Source organism: Planktotalea sp. (assembly GCF_049680325.1).
Lineage (GTDB): Bacteria > Pseudomonadota > Alphaproteobacteria > Rhodobacterales > Rhodobacteraceae > Planktotalea.
On the sequence record NZ_JBAUHO010000231.1, the window covers coordinates 1 to 11,623 of the forward strand.

General features: G+C 54.5%; 19 protein-coding genes. 3 read left to right on the top strand and 16 right to left on the bottom strand.

Annotated features, from left to right (window positions below):
• Positions 1–225: 225 nt before the first annotated feature.
• Positions 226–759, top strand: a complete 534-nt coding sequence (locus WBC85_RS10315; RefSeq protein WP_424436318.1) for a YaeQ family protein — start codon at positions 226–228, stop codon at positions 757–759.
• A gap of 6 nt (positions 760–765) precedes the next feature.
• On the opposite strand, the gene WBC85_RS10320 is transcribed toward WBC85_RS10315, so the two are convergent.
• Complete coding sequence (locus tag WBC85_RS10320) at positions 766–1,368, bottom strand: class I SAM-dependent methyltransferase (protein WP_424436321.1); 603 nt, start codon at positions 1,366–1,368, stop codon at positions 766–768.
• 515 nt (positions 1,369–1,883) lie between these two features.
• On the opposite strand from WBC85_RS10320, the gene WBC85_RS10325 reads away from it, so the two are divergent.
• Positions 1,884–3,470 carry a calcium-binding protein gene (locus tag WBC85_RS10325; RefSeq protein ID WP_424436324.1) on the top strand — a complete coding sequence of 529 codons (1,587 nt, stop codon included), beginning with the start codon at positions 1,884–1,886 and terminating at the stop codon, positions 3,468–3,470.
• A 132-nt stretch (positions 3,471–3,602) separates the two neighbouring features.
• Here WBC85_RS10325 and WBC85_RS10330 read toward each other — a convergent pair whose 3' ends face one another.
• The 14 genes from WBC85_RS10330 to WBC85_RS10395 all read right to left on the bottom strand — a co-directional run bounded on the left by WBC85_RS10330 (position 3,603) and on the right by WBC85_RS10395 (position 10,899).
• Positions 3,603–4,370, bottom strand: a complete 768-nt coding sequence (locus WBC85_RS10330; protein WP_424436327.1) for an MBL fold metallo-hydrolase — start codon at positions 4,368–4,370, stop codon at positions 3,603–3,605.
• Between the two features lie 161 nt (positions 4,371–4,531).
• Complete coding sequence (gene rpmD / locus WBC85_RS10335; protein ID WP_424436330.1) at positions 4,532–4,720, bottom strand: 50S ribosomal protein L30; 189 nt, start codon at positions 4,718–4,720, stop codon at positions 4,532–4,534.
• Between the two features lie 13 nt (positions 4,721–4,733).
• Complete coding sequence (rpsE, locus tag WBC85_RS10340; protein WP_424436333.1) at positions 4,734–5,297, bottom strand: 30S ribosomal protein S5; 564 nt, start codon at positions 5,295–5,297, stop codon at positions 4,734–4,736.
• Between the two features lie 114 nt (positions 5,298–5,411).
• Positions 5,412–5,771: a 50S ribosomal protein L18 gene (gene rplR, locus WBC85_RS10345; protein ID WP_424436336.1), complete on the bottom strand. Its 360-nt coding sequence runs from the start codon at positions 5,769–5,771 to the stop codon at positions 5,412–5,414.
• A gap of 11 nt (positions 5,772–5,782) precedes the next feature.
• Entirely contained in the window at positions 5,783–6,316 is a 534-nt protein-coding gene (gene rplF, locus WBC85_RS10350; RefSeq protein WP_424436339.1) for a 50S ribosomal protein L6, read from the bottom strand.
• 9 nt (positions 6,317–6,325) lie between these two features.
• The gene (gene rpsH, locus WBC85_RS10355; RefSeq protein ID WP_424436342.1) at positions 6,326–6,718 is read right to left on the bottom strand and encodes a 30S ribosomal protein S8; all 393 of its coding nucleotides are present in this window, start codon (positions 6,716–6,718) and stop codon (positions 6,326–6,328) included.
• An 11-nt stretch (positions 6,719–6,729) separates the two neighbouring features.
• Positions 6,730–7,035, bottom strand: coding sequence for a 30S ribosomal protein S14 (gene rpsN / locus WBC85_RS10360; RefSeq protein ID WP_424436345.1), 306 nt, complete (start codon positions 7,033–7,035; stop codon positions 6,730–6,732).
• 17 nt (positions 7,036–7,052) lie between these two features.
• Complete coding sequence (gene rplE / locus WBC85_RS10365; RefSeq protein WP_424436348.1) at positions 7,053–7,616, bottom strand: 50S ribosomal protein L5; 564 nt, start codon at positions 7,614–7,616, stop codon at positions 7,053–7,055.
• A complete protein-coding gene (rplX, locus tag WBC85_RS10370) occupies positions 7,609–7,920 on the bottom strand; it encodes a 50S ribosomal protein L24 (RefSeq protein ID WP_424436351.1) in 312 nt (103 codons plus the stop codon). Before rplX ends, rplE begins: the two co-directional genes overlap by 8 nt.
• A gap of 1 nt (position 7,921) precedes the next feature.
• A complete protein-coding gene (gene rplN / locus WBC85_RS10375; RefSeq protein ID WP_072630310.1) occupies positions 7,922–8,290 on the bottom strand; it encodes a 50S ribosomal protein L14 in 369 nt (122 codons plus the stop codon).
• Positions 8,291–8,372: 82 nt separating this feature from the next.
• Positions 8,373–8,603, bottom strand: a complete 231-nt coding sequence (gene rpsQ / locus WBC85_RS10380; protein ID WP_424436355.1) for a 30S ribosomal protein S17 — start codon at positions 8,601–8,603, stop codon at positions 8,373–8,375.
• A 12-nt stretch (positions 8,604–8,615) separates the two neighbouring features.
• Entirely contained in the window at positions 8,616–8,819 is a 204-nt protein-coding gene (gene rpmC, locus WBC85_RS10385; RefSeq protein ID WP_348495073.1) for a 50S ribosomal protein L29, read from the bottom strand.
• 387 nt (positions 8,820–9,206) lie between these two features.
• Entirely contained in the window at positions 9,207–10,250 is a 1,044-nt protein-coding gene (locus tag WBC85_RS10390; protein ID WP_424436359.1) for a succinylglutamate desuccinylase/aspartoacylase family protein, read from the bottom strand.
• Between the two features lie 31 nt (positions 10,251–10,281).
• Positions 10,282–10,899 (bottom strand): 2OG-Fe(II) oxygenase family protein, encoded by a 618-nt coding sequence (locus WBC85_RS10395; protein WP_424436362.1) that lies wholly within the window; start codon positions 10,897–10,899, stop codon positions 10,282–10,284.
• 204 nt (positions 10,900–11,103) lie between these two features.
• Here WBC85_RS10395 and WBC85_RS10400 point away from each other — a divergent pair, with 204 nt between their 5' ends.
• Positions 11,104–11,379 (top strand): hypothetical protein, encoded by a 276-nt coding sequence (locus WBC85_RS10400; RefSeq protein WP_424436365.1) that lies wholly within the window; start codon positions 11,104–11,106, stop codon positions 11,377–11,379.
• 6 nt (positions 11,380–11,385) lie between these two features.
• Here the strand turns inward: WBC85_RS10400 and WBC85_RS10405 are convergent.
• A partial coding sequence (locus WBC85_RS10405) for a L,D-transpeptidase (RefSeq protein WP_424436368.1) occupies positions 11,386–11,623 on the bottom strand: 238 nt, incomplete at its 5' end.

Here is an 11,623-nt window from a genome sequence, read left to right on the forward strand (position 1 = left end):
GTCTGATGAAAATGCTGCACGATGTATGAACGGCCGCATCGCTCGCTGCAAGGCGGCCTACCTCCTTCGCATCTGCAGCATTTTTCCCGCTGCGAGCGCACGCAGCACAAAATACGAACTCACATTATGGGCTCAAAGCAGACATTCACAAATACTAAACAGCCCTTTCCCTCCCCCAACAAACCCTCTTTCCATCGCCAACCCAATTGAACCGGACCCATCTCAATGGCGCAGAAATCTACGATCTATAAGGTCGAGCTCTCCGTCTCTGACAAGGATCGTCATTATTACGAGACCCATAAGATAACCGTTGCCAAACACCCGTCAGAAACCGACGAACGCCTCATGGTGCGGCTGCTGGCCTTCGCGCTCCATGCACATGAGCAACTCGAAATGACCAAGGGGCTGTCAACGGACGACGAACCCGACATTTGGCAAAAGAGCCTGAGCGGCGAGCTGGAACTCTGGATCGCGCTTGGCCTGCCCAGCGAAAAGATCCTGCGCCAGTCCAGCGGCAAATCCAAAGACGTCATCATCTATTCCTACGGCTCTACCGCGCAGATGTGGTGGGAGAAGGTCAATGACAACACCATGCGCTTTGACAATCTCGCGGTCTTCAATCTGTCTGAAACGGACACAAGTGCGCTCAGCGCTCTGGCGAACCGCTCGATGAAAGTGCAAGTGAATATTCAGGACGGGGATGTGATGCTGAGCGTTGATGACAACATTGTTTACGTGACGCCTGTCAGATGGAAGTGACGTCAGTTACCCCAACATAAACACATCATAACGCGTGGATTTTCCGATAATCTGATGTGAACAAGGCCGAACCCCTTCAATCGGATCGGCCTTGGCGGGCCACTTTAGGACCACGCGTTTTGAGGCGCTTTGCAGCGCCACGCGCAGCAGGTCGGCCGCATCTTCATCTGTGCCGACAATCTCGCGCACTTGGCGTAGCTCTTTCTTAACCAAGGCAGAGTTCTTGCGTGGTGGATGCATCGGATCAATCAGGATCGCTTCGCCCCCAAGACCGGGAAGCAGGTCTTTGGCATCGCCGTGCAGCAGCCTCATGCGGGCGGTAATCCCGGCGAATTCACCGCCCTCGGCCTTTGCGCGCGCCATCCCGTCGAGCAATAACGCATGCATCTGCGCCGAGCGCTCGATCATCGTGACCTCTGCCCCCAAAGACGCCAGCAAGAACGCGTCGCGCCCAAGGCCTGCGGTCGCATCAATGATCTTGGGCGTCTTGCCCGCGCGCAGGCCCATCGCCTTGGGCAGGTCCTGCCCGCGCCCGCCGCCAAAGCGCAGGCGGTGCGCGACAGCGCCGTTGACGAAATCAACCCGCAGTGCGCTTTCTTTTTGCGTCATATCCCAACCACCGTGCGCCGCGTTTCCAAACCCTTAACGCTCAATAGGGTAAAACCTGACCCGAGCTCAAGAACGGTAAAATCAGCGATCCCGTCCTGTTTGGCATGCGGTCACACCCGCAACAGGACAATCCGCTTTCGAAAATGGAGTTGGAGCCACGCTCCGATTGCGATCTTTGATAAGTTCTTGGCAGGCCTGCCACTTTCCGTTTGCACAACACATGTCCCGCCCCTGCCCGCCGCAAGGCCGTGCAGGGCGCTGGTGTTTGCCGAACGCCCCCTTGATCAAACGATCAAAAATTGATCCTATCTCGCAGGTTGTTTCGACTTTTTACTTAGCCTTTTTTGAATTCGCTCCGTTTTCGGGAGTCTTTTCCACATCAATCGCATGCTGATTGCGATTACGCTTTTAAGGATACTCAAATGCCTACGCGCAATTTTACGCTCAACAATGGTGATATTTTCACACTTTCCTATCATGATGCCGGCTATGGCTACGGTGAAATCGAATTCTAGGTGGCTGATGCGGATGGGACAGACCATTTTGCGTTGATGGATGTGCGCACAACGCTCGCGAATGAGAACGAAATTTTCACAGGAGCCACAGTTCTGGCCAACGGGAATTTGCGTATCTTTGTGACTGTTACAGACAGCGGCGGAACTGACGGCACCCGCTATAGTGGCTATGACATAAACACAGGCGCACTTGTCGGGGTGGAAACAATTGCCCCCATCGCCATCAACGACGCGAATGGCAACCCGCTGCAAGTCGTCAACTCAAGCTTCTTCGACGCTGCCGACGATTTACTGACGCTCGAAGATGGTTCAATCGCGGTTGTAACCTCTGGATCGGTGATCGTATTCGATCAAAACGGCGACGTCCTTGGCTATAGCAACGGAACCTCGGCCCAAAGCAGCAGCTTGATCGAAATCGGCGGGCAGATCCTTAGAATCGATTCCGCGCAGAATTTTGTCTCGGGGGCAAATCCACAAGAGGGGGTCACCAACGCCCAGTTCCTTGCGATTGATCCCGCCTCCCACCTGCTTATGAGCACGCCAGAATTTCAACTGTCCGAAAATTTCCATGTGTTGCAGACGCTCTATGGCCTTGGGCACAATTCCGTTGATGCCACCGAACTTCATGACGGCCGCATTGTTATCGCCTACTCCGACTTTCCGTATTCAGGCGGCGCGTATGATCCCGATCGCCAGTCGGTATTCATCAAAGTCATCAATCCGGACGGAACCACAGATGTTGCCGAGTTTTTGGCAAGCACCAACTGCTCTGACGGCGACACGGTGCGCCCTGAGGTCTTTGCGCTGAACGATGGCGGTTTTGCGTTAGCGTTTAACACGACCTTCGGCTTTCCGTCCGTAGCCCGCACCGAAGTGCGCACATACGATGAAAACGGTGTCGAGCAGGACACCTTTGTTCTAAGCGACGCGCCCACCCCCGAAGCGCTATATGTGGCACCCGATGGCGAGGTCTGGCTCTATACATCTGCGGGATCCAGTTCCATTCACCAGTTCACAATTATCCCGATTGAAACAGGCGTTGTAACGACGGGCACTGCGGCGGATGAAAACATCCCCGGCACTGCGTATGACGACGAATTGTCCGGCAAGGGCGGCGATGACACGCTGAAAGGTTTCGACGGCAATGACGAATTGTTTGGTGGCAACGGGAATGACGTTTTGATTGGCGGGAAAGGCAGCGATGCTTTGAATGGCGGCAAGGGGAGCGATGTTCTTAAAGGTGGCAAGGGCGCGGATCTGCTTGTCGGTGGCCGGGGCGGCGACGTGCTAAAGGGCGACAAAGGCGCGGATGCGTTGATCGGTGACAAAGGCGATGACAAACTTTTTGGCGGCTCAGGCGCGGATATGTTCATCTTTTCTTCAGGCCATGGCACAGACACTATCAAGGACTTCGAAGACGGGATCGACCTTATCGCAATTGTGGAAGCTGGCACTCAATTCAGTGATCTGATTATCTCGAAATCCGGGGCGGATGTACGGGTTAAATATGAAGACACCACAATCTTCATCGAAGACAGCCTGAAGAAAGACATCACCGAAGATGATTTCGTGTTCGGGCTGGCATAGGCTTTAGGGGCGGCAGATCAAAAACCGCCCTAAAGCGCGCGGCCAAGCGCAGTTGTCCAACGCGCAATCCAATGACTATAGAAAGAATGGCCCCGTAGGGTGCATGAAACCAAGCACCCTACGAGACGGGTTCTAGTACCAGCCACGCAGTTGCACCGCAGACGCGTCGCCAACCAGTTTCGCGAATTCCTCCGGATCCTGGGTGCCGCCATCGCGGCCACGGTAGTGGTAGGGGTAAACGTTCTTCGGTTTGAATTCGCGAACGGCATCCGCCGCCGCTTCAACCGGCATGGTGAAGGGTAGGTTCATGCATAGAAACGCCAGATCAATGTCCTTGAGCGCGCGCATTTCAGGCGTGTCTTCTGTATCGCCCGAAATGTAGATGCGGAAATCACCGATGGTCAGGACATAGCCGTTGTCGCGTCCTTGCGGGTGAAACTTCTTGCGCTCTTCGGTCATATTATAGGCCGGGATTGCGTCGATGTTCATGCCGTTGAACATGTCGTTGCCACCATTGCCCATGTGCTTTGCTTTCGCCTGAAGCTCAGCTGGCAGTTTTGCATGTACCGCTGGGTTTGTGATGAGCTGCGTTTCGCCTTGCGTCAGCGCGGCTAGCGTTTCTTCCTTATAGTGATCGCCATGCTCATGGGTAATCAGGATCAAATCCGCCGGAGGATTGCCCTTGTACAAATCAGGCGCGCCAACAGGGTCCACATAAAGAACCCCGACAGGTGTTTCCAGGATGAGCGATGCGTGGTTGATCGGATGCACCTTCACGGCACCTGCGCTGCCCTCGAAAATATCGCTGCTGTGACTGCCTGCGCTTGCAAGTAACGGCAGGGCTGTGAGCCCCGCGCCTGCGAGTGAAGTTTTGAGAAAGTTCCGCCGGGTCTGTGTCATGTGTCGTCCTCTCTGATGATATGGCAGACAATAGGCCGAAGGATGCATCTGGCAAATCAGATCGGCGTGAATGCGCATAAATGCAAAACGCCCGCAGATTGCTCTGCGGGCGTTTGTCGCTGAAAGGTAGGCTGCGTGAGATCTCGCAGCCTGCGCTAGCTTCAGCCTTTTTCTTCGATGATTTTGACCATGTGAGGGATCGCGTTCACCATGCCGCGAACGGCAGGCGTGTCTTCGAGCTCACGTGTCTTGTGCATCTTGTTCAAGCCCAAACCAATCAGCGTCTGGCGCTGCTTGGCAGGACGACGGATCGGGGAACCGATTTGCTTAACAACGATAGTTTTAGCCATTTGTCAGGTTTCCTTATGCGTCTGCGGCTTCGGCAGCTGGCGCGGCCTCGCCTTTGTTCAGGATGTCAGCAACTTTCTTGCCACGACGCTGTGCGACGGAACGTGGGCTGCTTTCTTTCTTCAGACCATCAATGGTCGCGCGGATCATGTTGTAGGGGTTTTGCGAACCGATAGATTTCGCAACAACGTCCTGAACACCCAGCATTTCGAAGACGGCACGCATTGGACCACCGGCGATGATACCAGTACCTTGTGGCGCTGTGCGCATCACAACCTTGCCAGCGCCGTGACGGCCCTCGACATCGTGGTGCAACGTGCGGCCTTCACGAAGGGCAACGCGGATCATCTGACGCTTTGCTTGCTCTGTGGCTTTGCGGATCGCTTCAGGAACTTCCTTCGCTTTACCTTTGCCAAAGCCTACGCGGCCTTTCTGATCGCCAACAACGACAAGTGCGGCGAAGCCAAAGCGCTTACCACCCTTAACAGTTTTGGAAACGCGGTTGATCGCAACCAAGCGATCGGCGAATTCCGGTGTTTCATCGCGGCGGTTGCCACGGCGGTTATCACGTTCTGCCATATGGACAGTCCTTTTATGAGTGGTGCGCTTGGCACCTAAATTTATTCAATCCTAGTGAGCGAGTGCCCCTGGATCATCGGAAGAGCCCGCCAAGGCGAGCTCTTCTCATGGTTCTTAGATCTTCAGACCACCTTCACGCGCGGCGTCGGCAACTGCCTTCACCTTGCCGTGAAACAAGAAACCGCCGCGGTCGAAATATGCTTCGCTCACGCCTGCTTTCTTGGCACGTTCTGCAATCGCTGCACCGATCTTTGTCGCTGCTTCGATGTTGTTTTTGCCGACTACACCGAGCGACTTCTCCAAAGAGGAAGCCGACGCGAGCGTAACGCCATTCACATCGTCGATCAGCTGAACGCTGATGTTCTTGTTGCTGCGGTGAACGGAAAGACGCATGCGTCCCGCGTTTACCTTGCGCAGCTTGTTCCGGACGCGCAGACGGCGCTTCAGAAACAGAGTTCTTTTGCTATTTGCCATTTGACTGGTCCTTACTTCTTCTTGCCTTCCTTACGGAAGATAAACTCGCCCTTGTAACGAATGCCCTTGCCTTTGTAAGGCTCGGGCTTGCGCCACGCACGAATGTCGGCAGCCACTTGGCCAACAACTTGTTCGTCATTGCCCTCGATCACGATTTCTGTCGGCTTTGGCACAGTAATTGTGACGCCTTCAGGAATTGCGAAATCGACGTCATGAGACAGGCCGAGGTTCAGTTTCACTACGTTACCAGCCAAAGCGGCACGATAACCAACACCGTGGATCTCAAGCTCTTTCTTGGCACCGGTTGTGACACCAGTTACAAGATTTGCGATCCGAGTGCGGGACATGCCCCACTGCTGGCGAGCGCGCTTGGATTTGCCACGTGGTGTGACGGTAACGGTGTTATCCTCAACTGTGAGTGTAACATCGTCCGTTGCGGTGAAGCTGCGAGCGCCTTTCGGCCCTTTGACTTCAACAGTCTGACCGGAAACAGATGCAGTAACACCTGATGGCAGATCGACTGGTTTTTTACCAATTCGAGACATACGCTTTCCTTAGAAGACTGTGCAGAGCACTTCGCCGCCAACATTGGCAGAGCGTGCAGCAGCATCCGACATCACACCTTTGGAGGTGGAGACAATCGACACACCCAGGCCCTGACGGACTGTTGGGATGTCATCAGCGCCCATGTATACGCGACGACCAGGCTTTGAAACCCGCTTCAGTTCGCGAATGACAGGGATGCCATCGTAGTATTTCAGGCTGATTTCGATTGCCGGATGGCCATCTTCACCAGTCGTTTTTTCGTAGCCACGAATATAGCCCTCGTCTGCGAGCACATCCAGAACCCAAGCGCGAAGCTTGGACGCGGGTGTCATCACAGTGGATTTGCCACGCATCTGAGCGTTGCGGATCCGTGTGAGCATATCGGCGATAGGATCAGTCATATCTTATCTCCTTACCAGCTCGATTTCACGAAGCCCGGCAGCTGACCAGCGGAGGCCAGATCACGCAGAGCGATACGAGAAACTTTGATTTTACGGTAATATGCGTGAGGACGACCAGTCAGCTGGCAACGGTTGTGCAAGCGTGTGGCCGAGCTGTTGCGCGGCAGTTTAGCAAGCTTCAGGCGAGCGGTAAAACGCTCTTCCATTGTCTTGCTTTCGTCATTCGCGATGTCTTTCAGCGCAGCACGCTTGGCAGCATATTTCGCTACCAGTGCTTCACGCTTCTTTTCGCGTTCGATCATTGCTTTTTTAGCCATAACTCTCTCTCCCGCGCTTAGCTGTTGAACGGCATGTTGAAGTGCTTCAACAGTGCTTTAGCTTCAGCGTCGGTTGCAGAAGTGGTGGTGATGATGATGTCCATCCCCCACACTTCGTCCACTTTGTCGTACTCGATTTCCGGGAACACGATGTGTTCCTTCATGCCCATGGCGTAGTTGCCACGGCCATCAAAGCTTTTGCCGGAAACACCGCGGAAGTCGCGCACGCGCGGCATAGCGATGGTGATCAGACGGTCGAGGAATTCATACATGCGATCGCCGCGCAGGGTCACTTTCGTGCCCAGTGGCATTTCTTCACGCACGCGGAAACCCGCGATGGACTTTTTCGCTGTGGTTACAACTGCTTTCTGGCCGGCAATCGCGCTCAGGTCTTCCTGGGCAGATTTGGCTTTCTTGCTGTCACGAACGGCTTCTGCGCCACAACCGATGTTCAGAACAATTTTGTCCAAACGCGGGATCTGCATGTCGTTCTTGTAACCGAACTCTTCCTTCAAGGCCGCGCGGATTTTATCCTTGTACTCGGCTTTCAGGCGGGGTGTGTAATTTGCTGTATCAAGCATCGATCACGTCTCCCGTGGTTTTTGCGAAGCGCACTTTCTTGTCACCTTCCATGCGGAAGCCAACGCGTGTTGCTTTGCCGTTTGCGTCGATAAGAGACAGGTTGCTCAGCTGGATCGGCATCGCTTTCGGGATGCGGCCACCTTGAGATGTCTGGCTCTGGCGCGTTGCGCGGATGGCGATGTTCACGCCGTCTACGATTGCTTTGCCGGTCTTTGGATCAACAGAGCTGATTGTGCCCTCTTTACCCTTGTCTTTGCCAGCAAGCACGACGACCTTGTCGCCCTTTTTCAACTTAGCAGCCATATCACAGCACCTCCGGCGCGAGCGAGATGATTTTCATGAAGTTCTTTGCGCGCAATTCGCGAACAACTGGTCCAAAGATACGTGTACCTACTGGCTCATTGTTGTTGTTCAGAATTACCGCAGCATTGCGATCAAAACGGATCACAGTACCATCTTCACGGAATACTTCTTTGGCAGTGCGTACGACGACGGCTTTACGCACGTCACCTTTCTTTACGCGACCGCGCGGGATGGCTTCCTTAACGGATACGACGATGATGTCTCCAACGGAGGCATAACGGCGTTTAGAACCACCCAGAACCTTGATGCACTGAACACGGCGAGCGCCGCTGTTGTCAGCTACATCCAGATTTGTCTGCATCTGGATCATTTGGTTTCTCCGGACCTATGGGGCGGCGATGCGTGCCAGTCTCCCCAGGGTTTCACTTTCTAAAAAGCGCCGGAAGCTTGACTTAAGCTTCCAGAACTTCCCAGCGTTTTGTCTTCGAGCGGGGTGCACATTCGATAATCCGAACTTCGTCACCTACTTTGAAGGCATTCTTTTCATCGTGCGCCCGGTACTTCTTGGACTTACGAATGGTTTTCTTAAGAACCGGATGCGTAAAGCGGCGCTCTACGGAAACGGTGATTGTCTGTTCGTTGGCGTCAGAAGTTACGACGCCATTAAGAATACGCTTAGGCATATCGAGACTTCCTTATTCTGCCGCAGCTGCGGCTGCTTTTTCGTTCAGCACTGTGTTCACACGTGCCACATCGCGCTTCACACCGCGCATACGTGCAGTGGATTCAAGCGCGCCTGTCGCCTGCTGAAAGCGCAGGTTGAAGGCTTCTTTCTTTAGATTAGCCAGCTCTTCACGGAGCTGATCGGGCGTTTTATCCCGCAGTTCGTTGGCGTTCATAGCCTATTCCTTTTTCAACATCACGGGTCGGCCGCTTTTTATGCGTCACCTACGAATCCCGTGGAGGTCACGAGAAGTGCTGCGTTTAGACCCATGATGGTGACAAAGCAACCCCTGTTTCAAAGGCGTAATCGCGTTATTGCCACGCTCGTTACGACAGGCATTTGCTTTACCCGAAAAAGCCCGGCCCGTTCAAATCAGGAAATGACCGCTTAAGATCACTCATCCAAGCAGGCGCAATGCAAAAGCACTTTTCATATGGCGTGGTTCAAGTCCCCCCCGCCTAGGCATTCACTCTCGCAAATCCCGCTTGCCAACCTAGACCTTGAGGAAGCCGCGCGGCCCAGAATGCCGCCCATCGTCGGGGCCAGGGATGCAGATCGGCGGCTAGATAATTTCATCCTCGTCAAAGAGCGGATCACCTGCCAGTTGCTCGCTAAGCCCTTCAACCGCGGCTTCGGCCACATCGACAGACTTCACCGCCGCAATATGAAATAGCGCGTCGCCCTCGTTCACCACGGGCATTACGGCCCGCCCGACGATGATACCGCTGTTGCGCGCTGTAACGTCCTGCTCTTCTTCGCCGAACGGATCAGAGATCGCTGCGAGCACCTCACCCTCCTCGACCACATCACCTTCGCTCTTGTAGACGCGCAAAAGCCCGCCCATCGGTGCGCGGGTCCATGCACTTTGCGAGCAGAGCAAAGAGTTGCGCCGCGCCTTGGCGATGCCTTTTGACGGAAGCATTTCAAGCGTGTTGAGCACCCGCAGGATGCCAGCCACCCCCGCGCGCACGGACATTTCATCAAAGCGCATGCCCTCGCCCGCCTCATAAAGCAGCACATCAACGCCAAGGCGCTTTGCTTCCTGACGCAGGCTTCCATCGCGCAAGGGACTGGTCAGGATCACGGGCGCGCCAAAGGCGTTGGCCAAGCGCATCTTCTTTGTGTTTGCGCCGGAAATCCGAATTTGCGGCAGGTTTGTGCGATGAATCGCGGCAGAGTGCAGATCGATCCCGAAACTACAGCGCGCAACGATCTCGCTTAAGAATATATAAGCAAGGCGCGAGGCAAGCGAGCCAAGCGGCGAGCCCGGGAAACACCGGTTCAAATCGCGGCGGTCGGGCAGATAACGGGAGTGATTGAGAAAACCGAACGTGTTCACAATCGGCACTACAATCAACGTGCCGCGAAGGGAATTGAGCGGCTGCGAGCGCAATAGGCGGCGCACAATCTCGACCCCGATGACCTCGTCGCCGTGAATGCCAGCACTGACAAACATTGTAGGGCCTTCACGTTTGCCATGGATCACATGGGCAGAAATCGCGACAGGTGTATGATCGGACAGCGTACTTACAGGAATTTGCACAGTGCGGCGGGTGCCAGCATCAATGGTCTGACCAGCAATTTCAAAAGGCGCGCGTTTGCTCATTTACTACGTAAGCTGCATGATATCACGCACCCTACCCCCAGCTGTAATTGAAAGAGACGGAAATACGGTCGTCTTCGGACATATTCATCGGCACCTCATGGCGCAGCCAGCTTTCCCAAAGCAGAACATCGCCCACTTCGGGTTTCACATAAACGAAGGTCTTCAATTCGCGTCGCGCATCTTTCAGACGCACAGGCGAAGCCATCAGCATTTGACTGCGCGGATCTTCAAACTTGATTGCGCTCGCATCTTTCGGCATGGCGACATAGGTCGTTCCGCTGATGACCGAATGCGGGTGTATGTGGGACGTGTGGATACCGCCTTCGGGCAGAATGTTAATCCAGATATCTTCCAGTTTGAGCGCGCGACCATCCAGATCAAACTGCGCGTCTTCAGCAAAGGCCGCAACATGGGCGTCCAGAACTTTGATAAGATCCGCAAATATCGGAAAGCGCCAAGCAAGATCGCTCAAGGATGCGTAGGACGTATATCCGGGGAAATCATTGTCTTCGCACCATTGCTGCCCGGCTTCATCGTCTTCAGCAATAGCGAGGCACGAAGCTTCCAGTTCTTCAGCAGAAATTGCGCCGTGCTCGGACAGAGCGGCGCGGTACAGGCGGGTCACAAAGAGAGAGTCGATTTGAGGCATACGATCCTCTTAGCGCCAATCTGAAACAGATGCGAGAGTGCCTGTGCGTGATTGTTCACAAGGATACCACATCGCCCGAATTCGTGCCTGCGACAGGCATTCGGGTGACACACCGGACCTCAACCTGACAAAAGCAGGCATTTACACTGGTGTCTGGCGACAATTTCTATAATTCTCGGTTCTGAAATCTTCGGGGATATAGTTATGAAAAAGATGATCGTTCTAATGGCGGGCGTAACTGCCATGTTATCTGGTTGTGTAGAAACAACAGGTACGAGTGCCAGCGCACCCACGCAGTTCATTAGCGAAGTCCCTGAGGGTGTGCTTTCGATTGCGGCAGCAGGGCAAGACCTAAGCGCGCTCAAGATTGATCCGGTTGATGGGTGCTACACATACCGTCACGTTGGTCCTGTCGAAACAACGATGCTGCCGCTTCGCGCAAGCAACGGGCGGCCCATTTGCACCAGGGCCGCCTCCTGATTTAATTCAGCTTTGCGCAGTGATTTGATCTTCGGCCGCGTGCAAATGCGCCGTCGATCCCTTTGCGACGTTCTCGTACAGCCCGTTGATATGCGCCATCACCATGCGCACACAGCCAGAACTGGCGCGGCCACCGATAGAGCGCGGGCTGGGTGAGCCGTGAATGCGCAAATAGCTGTCACGATTGCCGCGATACAGATAGAGCGCGCGCGAACCGAGCGGAGTGCTTGGCCCCGCATTCATC

Bases quoted from the DNA above. Each gene is read 5' to 3' on its own strand.
- WBC85_RS10315 (WP_424436318.1), top strand. From the start codon at position 226: ATGGCGCAGAAATCTACGATCTATAAGGTCGAGCTCTCCGTCTCTGAC.
- WBC85_RS10320 (WP_424436321.1), bottom strand. From the start codon at position 1,368: ATGACGCAAAAAGAAAGCGCACTGCGGGTTGATTTCGTCAACGGCGCT.
- WBC85_RS10330 (WP_424436327.1), bottom strand. From the start codon at position 4,370: ATGACACAGACCCGGCGGAACTTTCTCAAAACTTCACTCGCAGGCGCG.
- rpmD (WP_424436330.1), bottom strand. From the start codon at position 4,720: ATGGCTAAAACTATCGTTGTTAAGCAAATCGGTTCCCCGATCCGTCGT.
- rpsE (WP_424436333.1), bottom strand. From the start codon at position 5,297: ATGGCAGAACGTGATAACCGCCGTGGCAACCGCCGCGATGAAACACCG.
- rplR (WP_424436336.1), bottom strand. From the start codon at position 5,771: ATGGCAAATAGCAAAAGAACTCTGTTTCTGAAGCGCCGTCTGCGCGTC.
- rplF (WP_424436339.1), bottom strand. From the start codon at position 6,316: ATGTCTCGAATTGGTAAAAAACCAGTCGATCTGCCATCAGGTGTTACT.
- rpsH (WP_424436342.1), bottom strand. From the start codon at position 6,718: ATGACTGATCCTATCGCCGATATGCTCACACGGATCCGCAACGCTCAG.
- rpsN (WP_424436345.1), bottom strand. From the start codon at position 7,035: ATGGCTAAAAAAGCAATGATCGAACGCGAAAAGAAGCGTGAAGCACTG.
- rplE (WP_424436348.1), bottom strand. From the start codon at position 7,616: ATGCTTGATACAGCAAATTACACACCCCGCCTGAAAGCCGAGTACAAG.
- rplX (WP_424436351.1), bottom strand. From the start codon at position 7,920: ATGGCTGCTAAGTTGAAAAAGGGCGACAAGGTCGTCGTGCTTGCTGGC.
- rplN (WP_072630310.1), bottom strand. From the start codon at position 8,290: ATGATCCAGATGCAGACAAATCTGGATGTAGCTGACAACAGCGGCGCT.
- rpsQ (WP_424436355.1), bottom strand. From the start codon at position 8,603: ATGCCTAAGCGTATTCTTAATGGCGTCGTAACTTCTGACGCCAACGAA.
- rpmC (WP_348495073.1), bottom strand. From the start codon at position 8,819: ATGAACGCCAACGAACTGCGGGATAAAACGCCCGATCAGCTCCGTGAA.
- WBC85_RS10390 (WP_424436359.1), bottom strand. From the start codon at position 10,250: ATGAGCAAACGCGCGCCTTTTGAAATTGCTGGTCAGACCATTGATGCT.
- WBC85_RS10395 (WP_424436362.1), bottom strand. From the start codon at position 10,899: ATGCCTCAAATCGACTCTCTCTTTGTGACCCGCCTGTACCGCGCCGCT.
- WBC85_RS10400 (WP_424436365.1), top strand. From the start codon at position 11,104: ATGAAAAAGATGATCGTTCTAATGGCGGGCGTAACTGCCATGTTATCT.